The sequence below is a fragment of the Nostoc sp. 'Peltigera membranacea cyanobiont' 213 genome, from assembly GCF_002245975.1.
Classification (GTDB): Bacteria; Cyanobacteriota; Cyanobacteriia; order Cyanobacteriales; family Nostocaceae; genus Nostoc.
This window is the reverse complement of the sequence record NZ_NOLI01000070.1, coordinates 17,897-40,741: the sequence shown is the minus strand read 5'-3', so window position 1 is coordinate 40,741 and position 22,845 is coordinate 17,897. Positions and strand designations below refer to the sequence as shown.

Sequence of the window (22,845 nt, the reverse complement as noted above, 5' to 3'; positions counted from 1 at the left end):
GGCTGGGGGTGGGGTGCAATGACTGTGGAAATCATAGGTTTAGTAAGTAATCAAGCGGACATGATATTAAAGGTTTTTTCTTTCCCCTCGCCCCTTATCCCCAGAAGGGGCCCCACCTTCCCCTTTTCCCCTTAACCGACAAGTATTGACCCCAATGGGCGAGGCATTCCAATGCCATATCCCTGTGCGTAATCAATTCCTAGTGCCGTAATTCGCTCTAAAATTGCGTCATTTTCTACAAACTCAGCAATCGTCTTAATACCCATCACATTGCTAATGTGTGTGATTGCTGTCACGATCGCATTATCCACAGGATTCTCGATCATGTTACGAATAAAGCTCCCGTCAATTTTGAGGTAATCTACAGGCAGAGACTTGAGATAAGCAAACGACGACATCCCCACCCCAAAATCGTCTAACGCAAAGCGACAGCCCATCTGTTGAAGTGACTGAATGAACTGTCTGGCTTTGCTCAAGTTGGCGATCGCCACAGTCTCGGTAATTTCAAAGCAAATGCACTGGGGTGAGATGGAGTGTAGGGTAAACTGCTCATACAGAAAGTCAATAAACCGATCGTCGTTGATGCTAGAGCCAGAAAGGTTAATCGCATAGATGCTTTGTTTATCGCCAACAATCCTTGTCCAATTACTGAACAGAGTCCGAATTACCCATCGATCGATCAGGTGCATCAAGTGGTAACGTTCTGCTGCTGGAATAAACGTCATCGGCAGCACTAAATTTCCCTGCTCATCGTGGAGCCGCAGCAGCACTTCATAATAGTCGCCGTTTTCAGCCACCGGAGTGGTAGAGGCAATGGGTTGAACATAGAGACAAAACCAATCACTTTCCAAGGCATGAGAAATGCAGTTAGCCCACTCCATCTCCCCGCGCTGTTGCAGTCGCTCCCGATCGTCAGTCTGAGCAAAGTACACGCGATTGCGCCCCCGGTTCTTCGCGGTATAGCAAGCTGCGTCAGCCGTCTTGATAATCTCTGCAAGGCTCTCGCTATTCGCGTCAATACCCACTAAGCCGATACTTACTCCAATTGAGAATACATGCTCTTGCCAAACAAACCGGAACTCTTGAATACATTCAAGCAGATCGTTGGCAACTCGTAAAGCTTGCTCCGGCAGACACTGACTGAGCAATAGGCCAAATTCATCGCCCCCTAACCGTGCCAGTGTGTCAGTTTTCCGAATCTTCTCCTGCAATAGGATAGTAATTTGACGCAGTAATTCGTCTCCAGCCAGATGGCCACAGGTATCATTTACAATTTTGAAGTGATCGAGATCCAAATAGCACAGCGCATGAATCTGGTAGTCAAATTTGGCAAGATGCAATGCTTGTTCAATTTGCTGCTCAAACTCCTGGCGATTCACCAATCCGGTTAAGGCATCATGACTTGCCTGCCAGGATAGCTGACGCGAAAGCAAGCGGTTCTGAGTCACGTCCCGAAACACCATAACCGCGCCAATCACTTCTCCCTGACGATTGCGAATGGGCGCGGCTGAATCTTGAATCGCAATTTCTTGATTGTTCTGATTAATTAAGACGGTATGGTTTGCTAAACTCACGGTTTGATTTTCCTTTAATGCTTGCTCAATTGGGTTCTTAACTGTCTCCCGTGTCGCTTCATGGACAATTCCAAAGACTTCTTCTAACGGCAACCCTTCTGCGGATGTTTCACTACATCCAAGCAGAGATTTTGCAACCGGATTGAGGTATTTAATCCTGCCAAACCCATCTGTGGTAAGAACTGCATCTCCGATCGATTGCAACGTCACCTGGGCTAATTCTTTTTCTTGAAAAAGTGTTTCTTCAATTTGCTTGAATTCTGTGATATCGTATCCCACCGATTGAAATTCCAGAAAGCATCCTTGCTCGTCAAATATCATTCGGTTATGCCACTTAGTCCAACGCACCTCACCTGCCACAACCACGCGATTCTCAATAATCACAACGGGATTATCAGCACTAATTAAAGCTACAAATTCAGCAACTCGCTCCCGATCTGCCTCCAAGATAATCGGCCGATCGTGGCTGCCGAGCAGTTCATCTGGCGATCGCCCAAAATAAAGCGCAAAAGCTTTGTTGAAAAACGTGAGTCTGCCGTCTGGTAAATATCGGGCAATCATTTCAGTCTGATCTTCTACAATGGCACGGTAGCGAATCTCGCTTTGTTCGATCGCAATTTCTTCCTGCTTGAGCAAGCGATCGCGTAGCGTCTCGTAGAGAAGTTCGTCGTAGACATCGCTAATTTCCCGCTTCAGTTTTCGGTTGGCTGCCGCCAGTCGTGCAGAACTGAAGAGAGTAAGTGCCTTTAGTATCAACTCTCTCAACGCAATATCTGTGTACAGTGTTCTTAAAGCCGTGATGGCTTTGAGCCAACTACTTAGCCAATGTTTATAAGCCAATATCTTTGCCCAAAAAAAGTATGAAGAGAGAGGGCTAAACCTAATACTGCTCGGTTAAGGGGAAAAGGTGAAGGGGAAAGTGGCAAGAAAAAACTTTTACCCTAAACCCAGTAACCTTTTCCCAAAACCCGATTCCGAATTAAAAATGCTTAACCGAGAAGTATTGGGGCTGAACCTGACTATACCGCTTGACTAGTCCCCTGCATGGATTAGAAGTTTTCTCTATCTTTGCAATTCGGGAACTTCAGACTAAATTAACATTCTGGATAAGTCTCCAGCAGGTGTTTAAACACTGCTAAAGCTTGCAGATACAGCCGCTCGGCTTCGTCGTAGCGTTTTTGAAAATCATAAAGTGACGCTAGGTTGTTCAGGTTGGTGACGATAGAAGGATGTTCTTCTCCTAGCAGCCGTTTTTTCTCTCCTAAAGCTTCCACTAACAACTCTTCCTCCTGGTCAGAGCATCCTTGAGAATGGTATACTATGTTGTTCGGGCTGGCGACGATAGAAGGATGTTCTTCTCCTAGTAGCCGTTTTTTCTCTCCTAAAGCTTCCACTAACAACTCTTCCTCCTGGTCATAGCGTCCTTGAGAATAGTAGACTGCTAGGTTGTTTCGCCTGGTGGTGACAAAAGGATGTTTTTTTTTCAGCAGCCGTTTTTTCTGTTCTAAAGCTTCCACTAACAATTCTTCGGCTTGGTCATAACGTCCTTGATAATAGTAGAGTCTTGCTAGCTCCTTTAGGCTGGCGACGATAGAAGGATGTTTTTCTTCCAGAAGCCATTTTCTCTGTCCTAAAGCTTGCAGAAAAAGTACTCCGCGGTTATGCCTGGTCATGGTTATAGCTTCCCCAATAATAGTAAGTAGGCTGCTAGCTTCTTCAGGCTGGAGGCAAGAGAGGAATATTCTTCTCTGAAAGGGGTTTGCAGTGTTATAAATTGTGCTTAGGGAACTCCAAGAAATAAATTATCCAATATTGTGGGGTGGGCATCTTGCCCGCCATATAGACTGGGCGGGCGAGATGCCCACCCCACAGGAGTTAATTGGATATTTTTTTATTTGGAAGTCCCTTATCCCAAACTGCTACGATCGGCGCTTAAGTCACATACGCATACAGTTATCTACTTGCCCTTAAGTCCTATCATTGAGATGTATAATTTTGAGTATATAAAGTTTGAGTTAATTACAAATAGTTAAAAATCTTAGAATACTTTAACTTTGTTTACGGTGGGCTAACTGCTATGTATCGTTCTATATAATTAATAAAAGAAGGGATTAATTCTTTCTTATTTTTCTTTCAACAGATAATATTTTATAAATCTTTAAAGCAGTGGTTGAAATAAAAATCCCTGCCACAGATAGTTGACAGGGATAGCAGTTTTTAGCTATGGCTTGTCTCTTAGCTAACAAAATCTTTGTGGGCAGCGACAAGCATTTGAGCTTGTCTTAAAACGTTTCCGAATAAATAAAAAGGAATTTGCCAAGCTGCAACGGTAACTTCTTTGACTATATCTTGTACGCTAATTGCAATTAATTCATGCTCTGGCGGTTCTCCCTCAACAGTACCAGACCAAGTAAAAGCTAATAAGAAATCATCGTCTCCAGGCAAGGTTGCAATCAAACATTCTTCTGGTGTTGGTTCGCAAATAATTCCATAATCATTTGCAAGTTCGACTAATCTTTGAAATTTGTTTCCGTTTGTCATTTGTTCTTGGATGTAATTGAATCTCAGTTTTAGAAGAAATCATATTTTTAACTCCAGAACTCAAGTGAGTTGCTTCATAGCAGAACTTACGAATTATTAATTATTCGTTGAAAATTATGAGTTATTGGAGTTATATCGGGCTTAAGTCCAAAATCTTACCGCGATCGCCTGGTTCTATCAGCAACAATTGTTACTGTTTTAGAAAAAACTAGACTACCTAATTTTTCGGTTTACTCTATTTACATCCACCTCCCTTTGTTACCATTTCAAGATTGATGCCTTAATCTCACCCCAGCTGACGCAGTGCATTGAGAATTGCGATCGCTTTTGGGGGAACAGCTGTAAACCGAAGCAAGAAAAGATGCTCGTCAACTTTAGACTGTTGGATCGTCTTGGCATAGATATGTTCTTCTTCTGTAGCTAGTTCTGTTTCAATCAATAGCTTGAGTTTGAGATTACTCAAGAGTTCTAAAGAATGTGGCGATCGCAATTGCGCCCCTTTTTCTGAGAGGCTAATCAATGCTCCGATAAATACTGTTCCCACTGCATGTTTTCCCTGCAAAATGGTATATTCCACAGGTACTTCTTGAGGGAGAATGACTATTTTTTCATCATCTTGAGGCAAGAATAAATTATATTTTCCGCCAATGCCACGAATTTCACAAATTGTCACAGGATATTTAATTCCTTTCGGTTCTATTCTTATTTGTCCAGCAATTTGGAGGTCAATATTGGCATCTTTACAGGTATTTTCGGAAATTAAAATCTGTCCTCCCACGGTATAAGACTCAATTCGGGCAGCCAAATTAACATGGCTGCCAATAACTGTATATTGAGCGCGTTTTTGAGAACCAACATTTCCAGCCACAACTTCACCCGTATTCATCCCAATTCCCATTTCGAGAATTGGAAAATTCATTTGCCGATTTTGTTCGTTTACTTGTTGCATTGCCAATTGCATGGCAATAGCACAGGCGATCGCTCTTTGAGAATCATCTATGCGACTAATTGGCGCACCAAATATCACAAAAATGCCATCACCCATAAACTCATTAATCGTGCCTTTATACTGGTTAATTACATCTGTCATTGTTCCCAGATAAAGATTCAAAATTTTGACTACTTCTTCCGGGGGCAATTGTTCAGAAATAGCCGAGAATCCTCTTAAATCAGACACGAGAACCGTAACTTTTCGGCGTTCTCCCCCTAGCTTTAACCCAGAAGGAGTTTCGAGGATATTGGCGACAATTTCATCAGTTAAATAGCGGCCGAGGGTTTTTCGCATCTCGGTAGCACTTTGAGCAATATACTGAGTAAGTGCGATCGCAGAACCTGCAAATGCCATCAATGAAGGAACAACAGGAATCCACCAACCAGCCAAAAATGCCAAAAAACTACCACCAATTAAACCGCCACCCGCGATAAAAATGCTAACAGCCATGAGAGTTTTCTGGTTGCTACTGTGGCGTTGCAGCCAACACAAACTAGCACCAATAATTGACCAAATTAAAATTGATAGCCATTCTACCGGATCGGGTAAACACTTGAGCAACGGGCGACCTTCCATTGCTGTACTTAAAACTTGACTAATTAAATTAGCGTGAATTGTCACACCCGCCATCCGTTCCGGCTCAGTCAAGACATTACTGCTGTAAGGCGTATAGAATAAATCCTTTAAACTCTCGGCGGTAGCACCAATTAATACCACCTTGTCTCGCATTAAGTCTGGTGGAATGAGGTTCTCTTGCACTTGGGAGAGAGAGACTTTAGTAAACTGCTGTATCCGTCCTCGATAGTTCAACAGCACTTGATAACTCCCCGCATCTGCTCGGACATAACCCCCATCATTAGGTTCAAAAATCGGGAAAATACCCCGATTTAACTGCAAAAAATTAGAGTTAGTTGTTGCTGGTTTGGCAGTAATACCTTCAGGTTTCAAGTACAACAATGCTAGTTTTAGAGCAAAGCTTTCGAGAACATCGCCATTATTTAAATTTACGTACAATAATGCTCGCCGAATTTTGCCATCCCCATCTATAGGTAAATCATTCGATCCAATTTGATTAAGTTTCTTCAATTCTGGAGATGAATCAACCGCAGAACTATCAACAGTATCAGAAATTTTTTGTACTCCAATCAAATTGGGAGTAGAATTAAAAACTTTAAGTAAAGCTTGATGACCGGGATTGACAGGTAAATCACGATAAATATCTAAACCAATGGCTCTGGGTTTTTGCTGTTTGATTTTCTCTAGCAAACTGGCAAGTTTTCCATCAGGAATAGGCCATTGTCCCTGCTTGCGGATATCTGCCTCATTAATCTCAACGATAACGATGCGGGTATCAGCCGCCTCTCGTGGACGAAGGAGAAAAAATTGATCGAGTGCTGCCAATTCCAACAATTGCAGTAATCCAGTAAAGCGGATTGCAATTATCAGGGCTGTAATATTGGGAACAGCAAGTAAAACACCACGCCATTGCCAGATTTGCGGTTTCAGCTTTGCCCACATAAGATTTAGTGAGGAGTTAGGAGTTAAGAGTTAGGGGTTGGAAATTTTTCCTCATCTCAATGACCCATGCCTTTCTCTTCTAGATGTGCAACAATCGAGCAATGGTTCTGATGCGATCGCACTCAAACCTACAGACTTGAAAAATTGTCTCCAATCCAGCCTCGCTTTAAAATTATTCGGCTCAGTCTGGCGTAGCTGCACCAAACTAGTCAGCGCTTCATGCCAAATCCCAGCTTCTGCATAGATGGTGGGCAATTTGTACAAATTTGCCTTTGCTAAAGCCTCCGATAAGGATGCTCCTGGTTGAGTGCGTTCCACCCAACCATCTACAGTCGGATTTCCACTGGAGTCTTGAGCATTACAAACAACTGTTAGATACCAATGATAAGTTTTACCTACAGTAAGTGCAGGGGAACTCTCAGGAAGTTTGAAGCTAATAATTCCGGGTTTATCGGGAAGTGTAAAAGATGTTTCATAAAATATGTCTTGGTCTTCAGCTAGCAGCACAAACTTAGCTGTTTTAACTTGAGATGGAGGCACATACCAGAAAAATGTTGGACGTTGAGCAAATGTCAGCCCTAATTTATCTGGAGGTATTAAGGAAGTTATTAATTTTTTTCCTATTAAGCAAGAGCCGCCGCGAGTAGAACCACCAGCACTTGCAGGAGGTTTTCCCCGTTGTGGGGGCTTAAATGTTTGACTAATTTGCCAAGTTTTGTTGGGATACGATTGAGCTTGTACCTGTGCTGTTAAAGCAGAAAGCAAACCTAAAGGTAAGGAAAAGGCTAAAAAATATAGGGATGGTTGAATCCACTTCATATTGATAATGCCTGGGTTCTAGATTAGTCAGGTGAATAAATCAAGTATTCCCAAAAGCAGAATTAGATTTTGCACTCAAGAACTATTGGGTATGGGGAATTGGGAATTGAGCATGGGGGACAATTAAAAATTACCTCTTTCCCCCTGCTCCCCTCATCTTCCTTTGCCCCTTTTGGTCACAATATGGCAATATATAAAGTTGTAGCTAACCGCCTACGTAGAGGTTTAACGTGGATACCATTGCAATTCCTGCTCTAAATCGGCCAGTGGATGCCACGGTAGAAATTCCTGGTTCTAAAAGTCTTACTAATCGGGCGTTGCTTGTGGCTGCTTTGGCACAAGGTGACTCCATTTTAGAAAATGCCTTATTTAGTGAAGACAGCGAATATTTTGTCAAATGCGTAGAGCAATTGGGCATTCCCATTACTTTGAATCCTCATCAGGCAGTAATCCAAGTGGCGGGAAGAGGAGGCGACATTCCCGCTAAACAGGCAGATTTATTTGTGGGTTTGGCAGGCACAGCAGCACGGTTTATTTCGGCGCTGGTAGCACTGGGTAACGGTGAATATCGTCTAGATGGCGTTCCCCGGATGCGAGAACGACCAATGGGTGACATGTTGACGGTGCTGCAAACGGGGGGAGCAACCGTTAACTTTGAGGGAAACTCTGGGTTTATGCCCTATACCGTCTATAGTCAAGGATTCGCTGGCGGAAATTTTAGTTTGAAAGCGAACCAAACAAGTCAGCAACTTTCGGCATTGCTGATGATTGCGCCTTACGCTCAACAAGATACGAGTATTGAAGTTGAAGGAACGTTAGTTTCTCAATCTTACGTTAAGATGACCTGCCGTTTGATGGCAGATTTTGGCGTTGAGGTGAATCAAATCGGCGATAATCAATTTCAAATTAAAGCGGGTCAACGTTACCAAGGCAGAAATTACACAGTAGAACCCGATGCGTCAAATGCTTCTTACTTTTTTGCCGCCGCCGCCGTTACAGGTGGACGGGTGCGCGTCAAACATTTGACGAAACAATCTTGTCAGGGTGATATTCTCTGGCTGAATGTCTTAGAACAGATGGGTTGTGAGATTAAAGATTCGGATGATTACACCGAAGTGACGGGGCCGAAGCAATTGCAAGGCATCGACATTGATATGAATGATATATCAGATTTGGTGCAAACATTAGCTGCGATCGCGCCCTTTGCCAGTTCACCGATTACTATTCGTAATGTGGAACATATTCGATATAAGGAAACCGACCGAATTCGAGCAGTTGTAACAGAGTTACGTCGGCTAGGGGTTCAGGTTGAAGAATTTCCCGATAGACTAAAAATTGAGCCTGGCCCTATTACCCCGGCAGAGATTGAAACCTATCACGATCATCGCATGGCAATGGCTTTTGCTGTCACTGGTTTGAAGGTTCCAGGAATTGTTATTAAAGATCCTGGCTGTACAGCGAAAACCTTTCCAGATTACTTTACTCGATTCTTCAAAATGTTAGAAGAATAAGAGATTGAGCAAATATACCAGGCCATTAGAAATCGCGGCTACACAAACGAAGTCCGCCTGCGCGGACTCTAAGAATTTGAAACCCACGGAAGTAGGTTTTGTTTGTATAGCCGCGTTCGCCTTTGGCGTGCCGGAGGCATCATTAATTTAATGTTATTTTACCTCTAATTAAAGTCTGCTTAAACTCACGATTTTAATATAAGGTGCATCCAATTATTTGGAGGCTTATTTCTCTTTATTAAAAATGGAGAAATCATTGATTTATATCACTGTTCTAATCAGGGATAAATCCTTGTTGGGGAAATAAGGGAGTTAGGCACAAACTATTTCTATAACTTTGAGTGTGCATTGCTTACAAAAGTTTATTGTGAGGGAAATTGAGATGAAAATAGGTTCAAAATTAGCGCTTGCTGCTGCTAGTCTAACTTTAGGTTTTGCTATTGTAGATGCACAATCTGTATCTGCTGCAATTATTAATTACGCTTTCACAGTTGATAGTTCTGCAACTAAGGGGAATGGCTTTTTTAGCTTTGATGACTCAACTTTGAGTAACGATTATACCCCCGAAGCTACGATTAAGTCACTCTCTTTCCAATTTGACGGTGATTCTACCGTCTACACAGAACAAGATGACAACAACTATCCAGACTTCCCTGTTGTATTTCAAACCACATCTTTAACAGGACAAACATCTTTTGCATTAGATTATCTCTTCAACGATAAATCTAATTCTGGCAGTTCTCTAAGTTACGAAATCGTCGGTGAAGATTTTACAGTTTTCTCTGGAACTTCTTCAGATGTTGTACCCATCTCAGGTAGTGTTTCATATAGACAAGTACCTGAATCTACGCCTTTAGTTGGCGCTCTCTTTGCTTGTGGTTTGGGCTTGATGATGAAGCGAAAAGTAGCATCAATCAAAAAGGTTGAAGTCTAACTTAGTTAAGTTGATATTAACGCTTTCTTTGCCAAGAATTAATCTATTCTTAGTAGACTTTTCTGTATAAACATGACATCTAACACATTGATACCAAGAGAAAAGTTAGGAATTAAAACCTGATTGTGGTAAGGAAATTAATTACTAATTTTGCCTACGATTACCTTGCCTTCTTTGTGTTAGCTGTTGCTGTGCTTTAACTTACCTGTTACTCAGGAGAGAAAAATGGTAGATTATCGGAATTTTGAGCGCTTCCTGCATAGTCGAATAAAACGACGCAACTTAATTATCGGTGCTGGAGCATTGTCTGGTTTAGCGATCGCTAACCAATTTTCTCATCAAACAGCGATCGCCAAAACTAGATTTTCTAATTATCCTTTTACTTTAGGTGTCGCATCGGGCGATCCCGATTCTAGCAGCGTAGTGATTTGGACTCGTCTCGCTCCCGAACCCTTAGAGGGAGGTGGAATGCCACCTGTGAATGTACCAATTCGCTGGGAAGTAGCAACCGATCCTGATATGAGGCGCATTGTCTCTAGAGGTACAGTACTTGCAACCCCAGAATTAGCTCACTCAGTGCGAGTTGTAGTAGAAGGATTGCAATCTAATACTTTGTACTGGTATCGCTTTCTTGTTGGTCAAGATGCTAGCCCTATTGGTCGCACTCGTACAGCACCTTTAGCAAATAGCTATTTGAACAAATTGAACTTTGCCCTTGTTTCTTGCCAAAACTATCAGCAGGGATTCTTTACCGCCTACAAATATCTAGCACAGGACGACCTCGATTTAGTAGTGCATGTTGGCGATTACATCTATGAAGGCGGAGTCTCAACCACTAGTCCCAGACAACACAATAGTTCAGAAATTCTCACTTTAGAAGATTACCGCAATCGTCACGCCCTTTATAAAACTGATACCAATCTGCAAGCAGCCCATGCAGCATTTCCTTGGATTGTTACCTGGGATGACCACGAAGTAGAAAACAACTACGCCAACGATATTTCAGAAATTGATACTGAACCAGATCGAGATCCGGCAATCTTCCTCCAACGGCGGGCTGTTGCTTATCAGGCTTACTACGAACACATGCCACTGCGCCCCTTCTCGCGTCCTGTTGGCCCCGATATGCAACTTTACCGTCGGCTCTCCTTTGGTAACTTAGCCACCTTCCATGTCTTAGATACCCGCCAATATCGCACCGATCAGCCATGTGGTGATGGTACTAAAGCACGTCCTTGTGGAGAAGATCCGAATGGAACCATTACTGGTAAAGCACAGGAGGATTGGCTATATAATGGCTTAGATAAATCACAGGCTAAGTGGAACGTTTTAGCTCAACAAGTTATAGTTGCTCAGATAGACAGAACTGAAGGGCCAGGCGCAACCTATAGTATGGATAAGTGGGATGGTTATGTGGCTTCGCGCGATCGCCTCATGCGTTTCTTAGAACAGCGCAAACCATCTAATCCAGTAGTATTATCAGGCGATGTCCATTCCAACTGGGCAATAAATTTAAAGGCTGACTTTAATAACCCAGAATCTGCTACGGTGGGCAGTGAATTCGTCTGTACCTCAATAACCTCTGGAGGAAATGGCTCAGACACTATCCCCAATTACATATCAGAGAACCCACAGGTTAAATTTTACAACAATAGACGGGGATATGTTCGCTGTGCTGTGACTCCCACAACCTGGAAGACAGATTATCTTGTGATGTCAGAGGTGGAAACTCCATTTGGCACCATTAGCAAAAAGGCTTCATTTGTAGTTACAGATGGTAATCCAGAAATACAACCAGCCTAATCGTTTAATTCCCAGGTATCGACACTAGAAAATCACAGATAGAAATAGATAAATCATTAGTGTTTGTCTATTTCTATCTGAAAATGGCGAATATCATTATTCTGCACAACTTGATATAGCGTTTCTTAATCACATGAGTTACATCATAGCCCCCTCCTCGCTTGCGGGGAGGGGGTTGGGGGTGGGGTTCTTGTATCTCACCAGACTGGGAAACGCTATAAATCTCTTGAGCAGTATGTTTCACTAATTCATCTGTTACCCCAAGTGGCTCAAATTGCTGTTTGAGAATCACACGCAAGCGATCGCACTTACAGCCGCCATTGCGGAAAATTTATTCTTTGGAAGTCTCTAACGAGTCTATTCCTGAAAGGATGGCTAAATTACCGCCGATGTAACCCATTGCCAAAGGAGATTGATCCTTTAATAACAACAGAATCTGATTAAGCATTTGTGGAAGAGTTGCACCATACAACTGCCAGAGCTTTTTCCAAAGTTGAGTTAAAATGCGATCGCCTGCAATATCGTCAGTACCCGGTCGTAGCAACCAATGGGTTCGCAATATTTGAAAATGACGAATATCATGACTCTGCACAACTCGATGAATCTCTTGAGCAGTATGTTCTACCAATTCATCTGTAACCACTTTCATTATCAGGGGTTGCAATGTAAATGAGGCTTCATAATTGCCGATCCATTTTTCTAAAAGCGATCGCCTTTCTAACGCTACAATGCCCTCTAAAACCATCGCTGGATCGACAGATATCAGCAAATGGGTTTGCAATCGAGAGAATGAGACAGGTTCCTGCCAAATAGCCAACCAGTAGAGAATATCTTGCTCTAAGCCGGAAAGTTGCTCAAATTGCTGTTTGAGAATTACACGCAAGCGATCGCCTACAATTAGAGTATGCTGACTCAAAAAAGCAGCAACATTCCCAGCAAATACAGACTGAATCAATGGTGTTACCAGTTTCAGCGCCAAGGGATTACCGCGATAAAGTTGAATTAAAACTGATAACCCCAGTTCTTTGCCTGTCAATCCCCTTGATTGTAATAATTCTACAGCCTCTGTTTTTTGCAATCCTTTGAGATTTAAACAGCGAAATGTTTTGCTATTAATTTCACCAGTGTTTATCTGTTCGCGGCTGCTAATCAGAATACAACTTTGATGCCGTTCTCGACTTAGTTGTTGGATAAACTGACTATAGCTGAGGTTCTCTGACTGTGAGAAAATAGCCTCTAATCCATCCAATACCAACAGACAGCGACGTTTTTGTAACTGCTGTATAAGCTGTGCCGTACCTTGTTGAATATTCTGCACAACGCTTTGCTCAAAGGAGTTTAGCAAGCTATTCAGCAGGGAAATGAGAGATGGGGAAGTTTGCAGAGACTTCCAAATTAAACAATCAAATTTTGACTGAATGCGGTCTACTAAAGCTAGTGCTAGGGTGGTTTTGCCAATACCAGCAATACCGTTAATGGTGATTAATTTACAGTTTTGGCTAGTTATCCATTCTTCTAACTGCGCCAATTCCTGATTTCGTCCATAGAAGCTTTCGATATCAGGTGCTTCATTGTAGTCTAAGTAAGGCGTAGTGATATCTGCAATAGATTCTAAGTCTGCGTTGGGTAGTTCTGCGATCGCTTCCCAGTTGACAATACCAACAGCTTGACAGATAGCGATGAAGATTTCTCGCTGAATGCGATCGCCTTGCCAAAATCGGCGTAAAGTAGCTTTAGAGGTATGGGCATCTTGCCACCAACGCGCCGTGCTAGTTTTTGTCCAACCTAAACGTTGACGGGATTTGTCTACAATTGCTAGTCCTGCTGTTGATGCTTTCAGCGAGTTTGACATACATCTATGGTTTAGATTCCGACTTATGAGATAAGTAAGGTATCTGGGAATGAGTTTCAAACAATTCTAATAAACCAATTGTACCTACAAAGAAGTATAAATCCGATATTGGAGCGGCAAATAATTTTTCTTTAATATAATTTAATTTCATTTTATTTTATTTTTTCAAATATTTTGCTTTAGCATAGTATTCTTATTTTTATTAAAATGGATTTTCATAACGGTAAGGCTGTGTATCGTGCAAAGGATAAAGATTTGTATCTGATTGAGATTCTAGGGATACTTGGTTATCTGGAGTTTTTGCTTCCAGAATAATCACTTCCACAGCATTCCCTGCATGAAAAGGTAAACCCTGTAGCGTCAGAGTTCCATCTTCAGTTAACACAATTTCTATCTTGTGAGCATTCATATTTAAACTCCTAAATTATTTTAAATAATTATAATAACCCAATTGTAGCTACAAAAAAAGCATAAATTCCATATTGGATTGGCTGATGCTTTTTCGCAGGTACATAACAAGTAGCAATTATTTATTCAACGAAATCAGCCGAGGTTTTTTACTCTTTGAGAGACTGAAGCAAGTGACTAGGACGTGCAACTTTTACACCAATATAAAAATTAGGATAGCGAACAAATATATAATGCTCATACTCATACCAATGCATCTCGCCCTTTTGTTGGTTACACATCAGACAAATTACCCAAAAATTCTTGAATTCCATTGATAACCAGGGATACTGGGATCTAGGAAGCTTATGATCTATTGTTTTACCACCCTTTTCAGAATACTTGTCCCCACAAATTGGACAGTAATAGTCTGAATTATCTCTCACCCAAGTTTTACTTTCTTGTGTTGTACCGCACTCATAATCACCATTAACATATCGCCAGTAATCGAATTTTCTATAATTTTCAAAATCTTGATGAGTTAGTTTATGATAACGCTTGCTGCCAATTTTATCTGCAATTTTAAATAATTCATTTAGTTCTTTTTCTTCAAGGTTCATTGGACTTTCCTCTAATATTTGACAGTTCTGTATGACTTTTGATTATTTTGCTTCCTATATGTCTTTTTTGTTTTATTACTAAAATCAATAAATTCTATTTCTGTATCAGGAAACTGCTTATCGATCTCTTCTGCAATTTCATTCACTTCTTTAGCTAACCTCTGATTACTTTCTTGTGTTTCTTGAGCAGTAAGATATTTATTTCCAATTCGGTCTGCTTCTAAAAATAATTCTTCAAGTGTCAAATCATCGAATTGATATTTATCTAAAAAATCCTTTATTTTATGATAGAGGCTGATAACGTTGTTCCATCCAACATTCTTGTAACCTTCTGTTTTTAGCAAGTGTATATCTTCTTGCTTCAGTTTGGTTCTATTTTTTGAGTTAACACGTTGAGTATCGCGGTAGCTCATACCATTGAAGATTGTTTTTTTAGTTTTATGCTCAGTCATAGACTTGTTTTTTAACCTAGTGTAGATTTAAATAAGTGAATGACTGCTTTCCGAATTTCGCTGTCTTCATACTGGATAATTTTCTTGGTATTTATAGCTAATTTCAGTCTGATTTCATCAATTAAATTTTTTAAGGTTTTATTGTCTTTCATTAGTTGCTCATTTACAACTATCAAATCTTTATTTTGAGAGGTTATAGCTTTGAGCCTATCTTCTACAAGATTACTTTTGCCGTATAAGTTTTGAATTTCAGCTTCGCGTTTATCCTTTTCCTCTCTTTGAGAATTTATAAGCCGATCAATTTTCGCAGCATATTCTTTTTCTTTCCGCTCAAGCTCGTTTGTTTTCTTCGTTACCAAACCTTTCTGAGCAGCTTGAAGACGCTGACGATTGATTAATTCAGAACCAGCAAAATGTGAAATAGCTCTACGAATAGTAATTTCGTCAGGATTAATATTAAAGTCAATTTTTTCTAATGCACGTTTAGCATCTGCTGTTGTCCATCCTTCACCTTCAAGTAGCTTAATAGCCTGTGACTTATTCACTGTTATAAATTTATAAGGTATGGTTAATGTAATTTAGGTTACTTTTTATTAGTATAAAACACGTATACAGTAACTAGACTGGCAATTTTACCGAAAATCATTATTTACAAGTGAACCTACTACTGAGCATCAAGTGAGCATAAAACTGAGCATATCTCTCAGAAAAACACACCTACGCTAGAGACAGCAAACAAAAGCGTCAGGTAAATATTATGACTCAAACCCTAGAACAACAAACCAGTGGCTTATATCTGCAAAACTCTAGCCAACAGATTGCTTTTCCCCTCAAACACACCGAAGTAAAAGCCAAAATTGCCGGCAACATCTCACGTGTGGAAGTTACCCAAAGCTTTGAAAATCCCTTTACCACAACCCTAGAAGCCCTTTATATCTTCCCCTTACCCGATGAAGCCGCCGTTGATGATATGCTGATTCGTATAGGCGATCGCACAATTCAAGGCAGCATCAAAAAACGTCAAGAAGCTTTAGCCATCTACGAACAAGCCAGAAAACAAGGACAGACAGCCGGACTTCTCGAACAAGAACGAGACAATATCTTCACCCAATCTCTGGCAAACATCAAACCAGGCGAACAAATCGATGTGATTATTCGCTACAGCGACAGCCTAAAATTTGAGGGGGGAAATTATGAATTTGTTTTCCCAATGGTTGTTGGCCCCCGTTACATTCCCGGAATCACCATCGAAGAAAATGCTGTCGGGGGTGGTTCAGCCATTGCACCCATGACTTTAAATCAAGATACCGATTTAGTTCCAGATGCTTCCCGTTTAAACGCTCCCATTTTGCCAGGAGGAATGCGATCGCGTCATGATATTAATGTCACTATAGAAATTAATGCTGGCGTTGAAATTCAAGATATTAATTCACCCTCTCACCAAATCCAAATCATCCGTGAAGGACAGTTAGTGAATGCCAAGTTAGGTGGTGGAGACACAATACCCAACAAAGACCTAATTTTACGCTACCAAGTTAGCAGTAATAACATCCAAACAACTACGCTGACTCAAGCCGATGAACGGGGTGGACACTTTGCACTATACCTGATTCCCGCCTTTGAATATCGTCCTGATGAGATTGTCGCCAAAGATATGGTGTTTCTCATCGACTCCTCCGGTTCTCAAAGTGGCGAACCACTGATGCAATGTCAGGAATTGATGCGTCGTTTTATCAATGAACTCAATCCCGATGACACCTTTAGCATTATTGATTTTTCCGATACCACACAGCAACTTTCACCCGTTCCTCTTCCTAATACTTCCCAAAATCGTTTATTAGCAATCAACTATATCAATCGGTTAAATGCTGGTGGCGGAACAGAGATGTTAGGTGGTATTCGCACCGTCTTAAATTTAAAAGCCACAAATCCGGGACGCTTACGAAATATTGTTTTGCTAACTGATGGCTATATCGGCAACGAAAACCAAATTTTAGCAGAAGTTAAACAGCGTCTCCAGCCAGGAACCCGCCTCCATAGCTTTGGTGCAGGTAGTTCGGTGAATCGGTTCTTACTCAATCGGATTGCAGAATTAGGACGGGGTATTGCTCGGATTATTCGCCACGATGAACCTGTAGATGAAGTGGTAGAAAAATTCTTCCGCCAAATCAATAATCCAGTCCTCGCCAATATTCAATTGCAATGGGAAGGTGATGGTGAATCTCCAATCATGTATCCCTCGACACCACCAGATTTATTTGCAGAGCAGCCGTTAGTGCTATTTGGACGCAAACCAGACGCGCATTCTGGAAAGTTGCACGTTACTGGCATTGCTGCGGGTGGTAGGCGTTATCAGCAGAGTTTTCATCTGGATTTTCCCCAAACAGGTAATCCTGCGATTGCTCAAATTTGGGGACGTTCCCGCATCAAGGATTTAATGAATCAAATGGTTAGTGGCGACACAAAGGGAGGTGTAGAAGCGGTGACAGATACGGCTCTGACTTATCAACTGTTATCGCAATATACCGCTTTTGTTGCCGTCAGTGATGATATCAGAGTCAATCCCAACCAGGATTTTATATCTGTGCAAGTACCTGTGGAAATACCTGAAGCTATCAGCCATGAGGGTATTTTTAGTAACGTTTCTTTTGGTGCGGCTCCTAGGGGTGGAATGGCAAGGAGTCGCCAGGAATCAAAGAAACAATCTGCACCATCTCCAATGTCTGTATTACCACCACCATCCCCAATGTCTGCGCCAGCAAAACCAATGCAACGGTTTGAAGAGATGGAGTCATTGTCAGAAATTGAACTTGGATATGCTGATGATTTTAGTAATCTTGATAGCCTGTTATCAGTTTCCGAAAGCTCAATGCCACAATTGGAAGATTTAAAAGCCTTACGGAAAAAAGAATCCTCTGTCCCTCATTTACAGGTTGTGAGCGTGACGGGATTGAATCAGCAGATGATTTCTCTGCTGACTCAATACTTGCAAGCAATTCAACTCCCTAGAGGTTTCGGTGGTGATTTGGTGTTTGAATTCCAACTGAACCAGGGACGGGTGAGACAGTTGCTGCTGGATGAACAGGCTTCATCCTTGAAGGAACAGACTGTGATTGAATTAGTTAAGCGATCGCTTTTAACTTGGCTACCCTCCCAGACTCTCACTAGTACGGTGGTGTTAACACTTCGAATTCAACCGTAATAGCTCCTTTAAGCGATCGCCTGCGGTATACTGTTGGCGATCGCTCTTTAAAATTATTTCCTCGTAATCAACCCCCTAGATTGTTCCACCAAGCGAATAAACTCATCCCGATAGCCCTCTTGGTCTTCTCCCTTCGCCTGAGTAGCCAATTTCATCACCAAATCATAGTTAGCATTCCCCTTATACTCAGAGTCACGCAGCACCATCCCAAAAGTAGCCACCGCAGCAGCAAATCTCAGGTTTGTAGAGGGTATCTGGTCGCTTCTCAAATCATCATCTTGAATGGTTTGGGTAATTAATTGACTGGTGCTATCCTGGGGCAATTTATAGCGTAGTTTCACCTGCATCAACTCATTGCCAGCAGCATCAAGCGCAGTTTCACCAGAACGCTGATACCGCAACGGGTCTACCTCCGGTAGTTTCACATCACTCTTCGTCCCAGTAGGAATTATTTCATAAAGCGCTGTCACAGAATGACCAGCCCCAATATCTCCTGCATCTTTCTTATCGTCATTGAAATCCTGGTTTTGCAGCAGGCGGTTTTCGTAGCCAATCAAGCGATATGCCTGAACTTTCGCCGGATTAAACTCCACCTGAATTTTCACATCTTTGGCAATGGTAAATAGAGTTCCCCTCAAATCGTTAACTAAAACCTTTTTGGCTTCCAATAGGGTATCGATGTAAGCGTAATTGCCGTTACCCTTATCAGCCAACTGTTCCATTTTCCCGTCCTTATAATTACCAGTGCCAAATCCCAACACCGTCAGGAAAATTCCCTGTTCTCGCTTCTGTTCAATTAATCGCGTCAGTTCGCCATCGCTGGAAACCCCGACATTAAAATCTCCATCGGTAGCTAAAATTACTCTATTATTACCAGACTTGAGGAAGTTTTGTTTAGCTATCTTGTAAGCTAGTTCAATGCCCTGACCCCCAGCAGTTGAGCCTCCAGCCTCCAAGCGGTCAATCGCTGCCAGAATTTTGGATTTCTGACTACCAGGTGTAGCAGGTAACACCACTCCAGCATTCCCAGCATAGACTACTAAACTTACCCGATCTTCAGGACGCAGTTTATTTACCAGCAATTTCAGTGACTGTTGCACCAACGGCAATTTGTTGGGGTCATTCATAGAACCGGAGACATCAATCAGAAATACTAGATTACTGGGTGGTAAGGTTTCACTCTCTAGGCGTTTACCTTGCAAACCCACCTGTACCAGCTTGTGTTGAGGATTCCAGGGAGCAGCAGCAACTTCAGTGGTGACAGAAAAAGGGCGTTGACCTTTTGGTTGGGGATAATTATAGGTAAAATAGTTAATAAGTTCTTCAATTCGCACTGCATCCTTGGGTGGTAATTGCCCTTGAGTAATAAATCGTCGCATGTTGCTGTAGGATGCTGTATCTACATCAATGGAAAAGGTGGAAAGAGGGTCATTACCAACGCGATGGAAGGGATTATCCTCAATCGGGTTGTAGTTCTCCGTATTGAATCTGCGATCGGTTTGTGGCTCAGGGGCAATCCTTCCACTAGTTCCACCAGCTTGTCGGATTTTAGGGGTATATGCACGGTCAACAACTTGATTCTGCACAGATGAACCAGACGGAATACTAAGGGATGGAGCCGTAGGTAAGGGTTGAGTCTTTCGGGTAGACTCGGCTTGAGTACGTTCTCTGGGAGCCTGAGTCGGAGTAGAATCTTGCAATTCATCTATCTGACTTCTTAGGGTTGCTAACTCTGGTGCGAATTCGGACTGCAACCGTTGCAGAGTTTTCATATCCGCTTCGGTCACTATCTTGGGGTCAGTCGCTATTAGCTCATTGCTCCGATTCATACAGGCATTCAAGACTGTGGCAAACTCAGTCCGGGTTATCGGAACAGTACCAAAGTTTTGAACGGAGACGACACAACTATACTTTTGTACCAATGCCTGGAGTGCTTTGTAGTCAGGGTGATTGGGTAAAATGGAGGTTGTTGGAGTAGAACTGAGAAGAGTCTGATTGCCTGGAACCGCAACTGTAGCAGACTGACGTAAAACAGCAATTCCTACTGACGGTATTAATAATAACAGTGTTACAATACTGACTCGTTGCCACATTTTGGACGGAATCGGGTAAGACATGGCTAAATCCTCACACTAAATTTGTGTATCAGTTCAAAACCTTTTGGTATGTGTGGAAGCCCTGTCTCTTCAGACGGGGTTGCTAACATTTGAAGTTTCCACTTACCCAGAATAGTCTTGAACAGCCTCGGATCTCATGACTGTTGCAGTTTTGGTAACTGTAGCGGATACAATACTAAACATTCCTGTCTAGCATTTAAGGAATATTGGGAGTTACAAAAATACAATATCTTAACCCGAACTCAGGTTAAGTTAAGTCCCTAATAGGGTTTCAAGAGAAATGATACAAAACATTTCCCTCTTCATTGACTTCAAAAGCAGCATTAAGTTCCTTGGCTTTATCATCTAAATATTGTTTAGCTAACTGGGTTGATATTTCAGCATTTTTCGCCAGTTGCAATACCGTTACTCTGCCACTATTTTGCTCAATCAATTCTAATAACGCTAACTGAAGACGCTTTTGTTCTGATTCTATAAGTAATGCTTTTTCCTTTCGATTCTGCTGCACTAAAGACCAACTCAACCAGCCTCCTACAATGGTTGAAGGAATAGTAAAAATAGTTAAGGCAGTCACATAATTTTCCTTTTCTTTAGCGGGAGTTTTGGGACTAAGAAGTTCTAGAATTATCACCGCAGACAATGGAATGCCAAATAATAGAAAACATACTGCTAAAAATTTTTTAACTAGTTTCATATAGCCTTGTTCAACTCTTAAAAAATAATTTGAAAACCCTATTATACAGTGTATAATAACGTTCGGGATAAGGAAAGGGACAGGTAGTAAGCTTAAAATAACTTCAAATTCAGCACCTGTCCAGCGATCGCACTTACAGCCGCCATATTTTTCTCAGGCTTTCCAAACAATCCTTTTGTCGCTGTTCAATAACTGCTGGAGTCCATTCAGATTGTTGTAAAACTTGGGTTGTCAATACAAAAGGCACAATATTTGTATTGCTAACAAAATACTTTTTTTTCTTTTTATCAAAGTCGTAGTTTTGCGCCTCTGCATTCTTCTTTCGAGAAAGCAGTACTAAATTACCTATTCTATGCACATACTGAAGACGCTCTTCATCATTAGGAAACCACTTAAGCCATGTACTTCCTTGGCTTGGATTTTGAGGAAGGACATGCTCAACCGTAATAACTGGATAATCATAAGTCCCTTCTGCTTCTGAAAGTGCAGAGTCAAGGCGTAGAAGAACATATTGTCTAATTCGCTTGATTGGATATAAATCTCCGTCAATGGTTATAATGATTCTATTTATTTCGTCAGGTGTTAATTGTAAGGGCGAGTCAAATGAGTATAAATTAACATCTTTTTCAATAGCAGTAAGAAGTTTTGCATATCTTCGGATACGCTCATTTATATCTGCCCGTAAAATCATTAAACCTGCGGCTAACCTCTCTAGATCAATCAAAAAACTCTTTAATTTATCAGGGGTGTGTCTATTTTTAGAGAAATAGAGTATTGCTGCTGGAATCCAATCAATGTTGTCTATTTTATTCAACCATTTAAACAAATAATTAATATTCTTTTTTGCATTATTATCGGTATAGTAATTTGCTGTTTTGATAATCTCTAAAGCATCAGAATAGGGCTTTATTATCTCATTAATAAATTTTTGGGGATCTCTCTTAGGAAGTATATATTTGCGAAATTCATTTAGGGCAGTTTCACTGAGTTTTGCCTTACGCTCAATCATGCGGATATGGGCAAATAGTTCTTGAAACGTCTCTCGACCTAAATTTTCTTCTTCATTTTCCCAAATTCTTGTGTATTTCTCCTGTTCAGACGAAAGGATTCCTCCAATAATCTCTGATTTAAGAAAATCACTGAGCGAGAGGTCTAGACCACGCGCATTTAATATAGAAAATATGCGATAAGCTGAGTCAATATCGGGCGTAGAAACAAGTACTAAGAAGCACCGTGTCATTAAATAATGAGAAAACCGCTCTCGCTCCTGCTCAGAAAGTTTACGTAATTCTCCATAAAAATAACTAGCGTTTTCTTGAATATTTCTTTGGCTATCAGTTAACTGCGAAGCATCAAGTTTTAAAACATTGTCTAATCCAGTTTCACATTGTATGTATTGACGAAAGAAATCTTCATCTCGTTCTCGTAATTTCAGGCGATAACAATCAGATGTTCCTTCGATCTTGTCGCCTTCCTGATAAATATATTTTGTCATTTTTGATGCATTTTTTTCACTCAGTAAACTTCGTAAAACAGCTAGAAGAATTGTGAGAGTTGTCAAACGCTGCTGTCCATCAACTACATCGGCTTTAGGATCATCTTCACCTTTAATCAAAACTATACTCCCCAAAAAATAAGAGTTAGTATCGGCTATAGCTTCTGAATCATCCCCTAAAAAAGACAATAAATCATTTAACAACTCACCTGCTTGGTCTTTCGTCCACGCATAAGGACGCTGATAAGCCGGTATGGAAAAGGCAAAGTCGTTACTAAAAACCTTGAATAGTGCTTTTTCTGTGGCGTGAATGGATACTGACATAAATTTCAAGT

Annotated in this window: 17 protein-coding genes; 4 read left to right on the top strand and 13 right to left on the bottom strand. The window is 41.2% G+C overall.

Annotated features, from left to right (window positions below):
* Positions 1-131: 131 nt before the first annotated feature.
* The 5 genes from CDG77_RS19270 to CDG77_RS19250 form a co-directional block, all read right to left on the bottom strand.
* Positions 132-2,414, bottom strand: coding sequence for an EAL domain-containing protein (locus CDG77_RS19270; protein ID WP_094330948.1), 2,283 nt, complete (start codon positions 2,412-2,414; stop codon positions 132-134).
* Between the two features lie 254 nt (positions 2,415-2,668).
* Positions 2,669-3,247, bottom strand: coding sequence for a tetratricopeptide repeat protein (locus CDG77_RS19265; protein ID WP_094330947.1), 579 nt, complete (start codon positions 3,245-3,247; stop codon positions 2,669-2,671).
* A gap of 562 nt (positions 3,248-3,809) precedes the next feature.
* Positions 3,810-4,115 carry a hypothetical protein gene (locus CDG77_RS19260; protein WP_094330946.1) on the bottom strand — a complete coding sequence of 102 codons (306 nt, stop codon included), beginning with the start codon at positions 4,113-4,115 and terminating at the stop codon, positions 3,810-3,812.
* A 286-nt stretch (positions 4,116-4,401) separates the two neighbouring features.
* Complete coding sequence (locus tag CDG77_RS19255) at positions 4,402-6,624, bottom strand: CHASE2 domain-containing protein (protein ID WP_094330945.1); 2,223 nt, start codon at positions 6,622-6,624, stop codon at positions 4,402-4,404.
* Between the two features lie 51 nt (positions 6,625-6,675).
* Positions 6,676-7,443 (bottom strand): DUF928 domain-containing protein, encoded by a 768-nt coding sequence (locus CDG77_RS19250; RefSeq protein ID WP_094330944.1) that lies wholly within the window; start codon positions 7,441-7,443, stop codon positions 6,676-6,678.
* 230 nt (positions 7,444-7,673) lie between these two features.
* On the opposite strand from CDG77_RS19250, the gene aroA reads away from it, so the two are divergent.
* From aroA to CDG77_RS19235, 3 genes are all read left to right on the top strand, one after another.
* The gene (gene aroA, locus CDG77_RS19245; protein WP_094330943.1) at positions 7,674-8,954 is read left to right on the top strand and encodes a 3-phosphoshikimate 1-carboxyvinyltransferase; all 1,281 of its coding nucleotides are present in this window, start codon (positions 7,674-7,676) and stop codon (positions 8,952-8,954) included.
* A 382-nt stretch (positions 8,955-9,336) separates the two neighbouring features.
* Positions 9,337-9,888, top strand: a complete 552-nt coding sequence (locus CDG77_RS19240) for a PEP-CTERM sorting domain-containing protein (protein ID WP_223269879.1) — start codon at positions 9,337-9,339, stop codon at positions 9,886-9,888.
* Positions 9,889-10,113: 225 nt separating this feature from the next.
* Positions 10,114-11,691, top strand: coding sequence for an alkaline phosphatase D family protein (locus CDG77_RS19235; protein ID WP_094330941.1), 1,578 nt, complete (start codon positions 10,114-10,116; stop codon positions 11,689-11,691).
* Between the two features lie 331 nt (positions 11,692-12,022).
* Here CDG77_RS19235 and CDG77_RS19225 read toward each other — a convergent pair whose 3' ends face one another.
* The 5 genes from CDG77_RS19225 to CDG77_RS19205 form a co-directional block, all read right to left on the bottom strand.
* Positions 12,023-13,543: an NB-ARC domain-containing protein gene (locus CDG77_RS19225; protein ID WP_094330939.1), complete on the bottom strand. Its 1,521-nt coding sequence runs from the start codon at positions 13,541-13,543 to the stop codon at positions 12,023-12,025.
* A gap of 202 nt (positions 13,544-13,745) precedes the next feature.
* Positions 13,746-13,952, bottom strand: coding sequence for a hypothetical protein (locus tag CDG77_RS19220; RefSeq protein WP_094330938.1), 207 nt, complete (start codon positions 13,950-13,952; stop codon positions 13,746-13,748).
* A gap of 148 nt (positions 13,953-14,100) precedes the next feature.
* Positions 14,101-14,550 carry an HNH endonuclease gene (locus tag CDG77_RS19215; protein ID WP_094330937.1) on the bottom strand — a complete coding sequence of 150 codons (450 nt, stop codon included), beginning with the start codon at positions 14,548-14,550 and terminating at the stop codon, positions 14,101-14,103.
* Positions 14,551-14,561: 11 nt separating this feature from the next.
* The gene (locus CDG77_RS19210) at positions 14,562-15,002 is read right to left on the bottom strand and encodes a hypothetical protein (RefSeq protein ID WP_190234007.1); all 441 of its coding nucleotides are present in this window, start codon (positions 15,000-15,002) and stop codon (positions 14,562-14,564) included.
* A gap of 11 nt (positions 15,003-15,013) precedes the next feature.
* Positions 15,014-15,547: a hypothetical protein gene (locus tag CDG77_RS19205; protein WP_094330936.1), complete on the bottom strand. Its 534-nt coding sequence runs from the start codon at positions 15,545-15,547 to the stop codon at positions 15,014-15,016.
* 212 nt (positions 15,548-15,759) lie between these two features.
* Here CDG77_RS19205 and CDG77_RS19200 point away from each other — a divergent pair, with 212 nt between their 5' ends.
* Positions 15,760-18,204 carry a VIT domain-containing protein gene (locus CDG77_RS19200; protein WP_094330935.1) on the top strand — a complete coding sequence of 815 codons (2,445 nt, stop codon included), beginning with the start codon at positions 15,760-15,762 and terminating at the stop codon, positions 18,202-18,204.
* A gap of 53 nt (positions 18,205-18,257) precedes the next feature.
* On the opposite strand, the gene CDG77_RS19195 is transcribed toward CDG77_RS19200, so the two are convergent.
* The 3 genes from CDG77_RS19195 to CDG77_RS19185 form a co-directional block, all read right to left on the bottom strand.
* A complete protein-coding gene (locus CDG77_RS19195) occupies positions 18,258-20,321 on the bottom strand; it encodes a VWA domain-containing protein (protein WP_094330934.1) in 2,064 nt (687 codons plus the stop codon).
* Between the two features lie 271 nt (positions 20,322-20,592).
* Complete coding sequence (locus tag CDG77_RS19190) at positions 20,593-21,015, bottom strand: hypothetical protein (RefSeq protein ID WP_094330933.1); 423 nt, start codon at positions 21,013-21,015, stop codon at positions 20,593-20,595.
* A gap of 133 nt (positions 21,016-21,148) precedes the next feature.
* Complete coding sequence (locus tag CDG77_RS19185) at positions 21,149-22,834, bottom strand: DUF262 domain-containing protein (RefSeq protein ID WP_094330932.1); 1,686 nt, start codon at positions 22,832-22,834, stop codon at positions 21,149-21,151.
* Positions 22,835-22,845: the final 11 nt, after the last annotated feature.

Excerpts from the sequence above, each read along its gene's own strand:
- CDG77_RS19265 (WP_094330947.1), bottom strand. The coding sequence starts at position 3,247 with ATGACCAGGCATAACCGCGGAGTACTTTTTCTGCAAGCTTTAGGACAG.
- CDG77_RS19260 (WP_094330946.1), bottom strand. The coding sequence starts at position 4,115 with ATGACAAACGGAAACAAATTTCAAAGATTAGTCGAACTTGCAAATGAT.
- CDG77_RS19255 (WP_094330945.1), bottom strand. The coding sequence starts at position 6,624 with ATGTGGGCAAAGCTGAAACCGCAAATCTGGCAATGGCGTGGTGTTTTA.
- CDG77_RS19250 (WP_094330944.1), bottom strand. The coding sequence starts at position 7,443 with ATGAAGTGGATTCAACCATCCCTATATTTTTTAGCCTTTTCCTTACCT.
- CDG77_RS19240 (WP_223269879.1), top strand. The coding sequence starts at position 9,337 with ATGAAAATAGGTTCAAAATTAGCGCTTGCTGCTGCTAGTCTAACTTTA.
- CDG77_RS19235 (WP_094330941.1), top strand. The coding sequence starts at position 10,114 with ATGGTAGATTATCGGAATTTTGAGCGCTTCCTGCATAGTCGAATAAAA.
- CDG77_RS19225 (WP_094330939.1), bottom strand. The coding sequence starts at position 13,543 with ATGTCAAACTCGCTGAAAGCATCAACAGCAGGACTAGCAATTGTAGAC.
- CDG77_RS19220 (WP_094330938.1), bottom strand. The coding sequence starts at position 13,952 with ATGAATGCTCACAAGATAGAAATTGTGTTAACTGAAGATGGAACTCTG.
- CDG77_RS19215 (WP_094330937.1), bottom strand. The coding sequence starts at position 14,550 with ATGAACCTTGAAGAAAAAGAACTAAATGAATTATTTAAAATTGCAGAT.
- CDG77_RS19210 (WP_190234007.1), bottom strand. The coding sequence starts at position 15,002 with ATGACTGAGCATAAAACTAAAAAAACAATCTTCAATGGTATGAGCTAC.
- CDG77_RS19200 (WP_094330935.1), top strand. The coding sequence starts at position 15,760 with ATGACTCAAACCCTAGAACAACAAACCAGTGGCTTATATCTGCAAAAC.
- CDG77_RS19195 (WP_094330934.1), bottom strand. The coding sequence starts at position 20,321 with ATGTCTTACCCGATTCCGTCCAAAATGTGGCAACGAGTCAGTATTGTA.
- CDG77_RS19190 (WP_094330933.1), bottom strand. The coding sequence starts at position 21,015 with ATGAAACTAGTTAAAAAATTTTTAGCAGTATGTTTTCTATTATTTGGC.
- CDG77_RS19185 (WP_094330932.1), bottom strand. The coding sequence starts at position 22,834 with ATGTCAGTATCCATTCACGCCACAGAAAAAGCACTATTCAAGGTTTTT.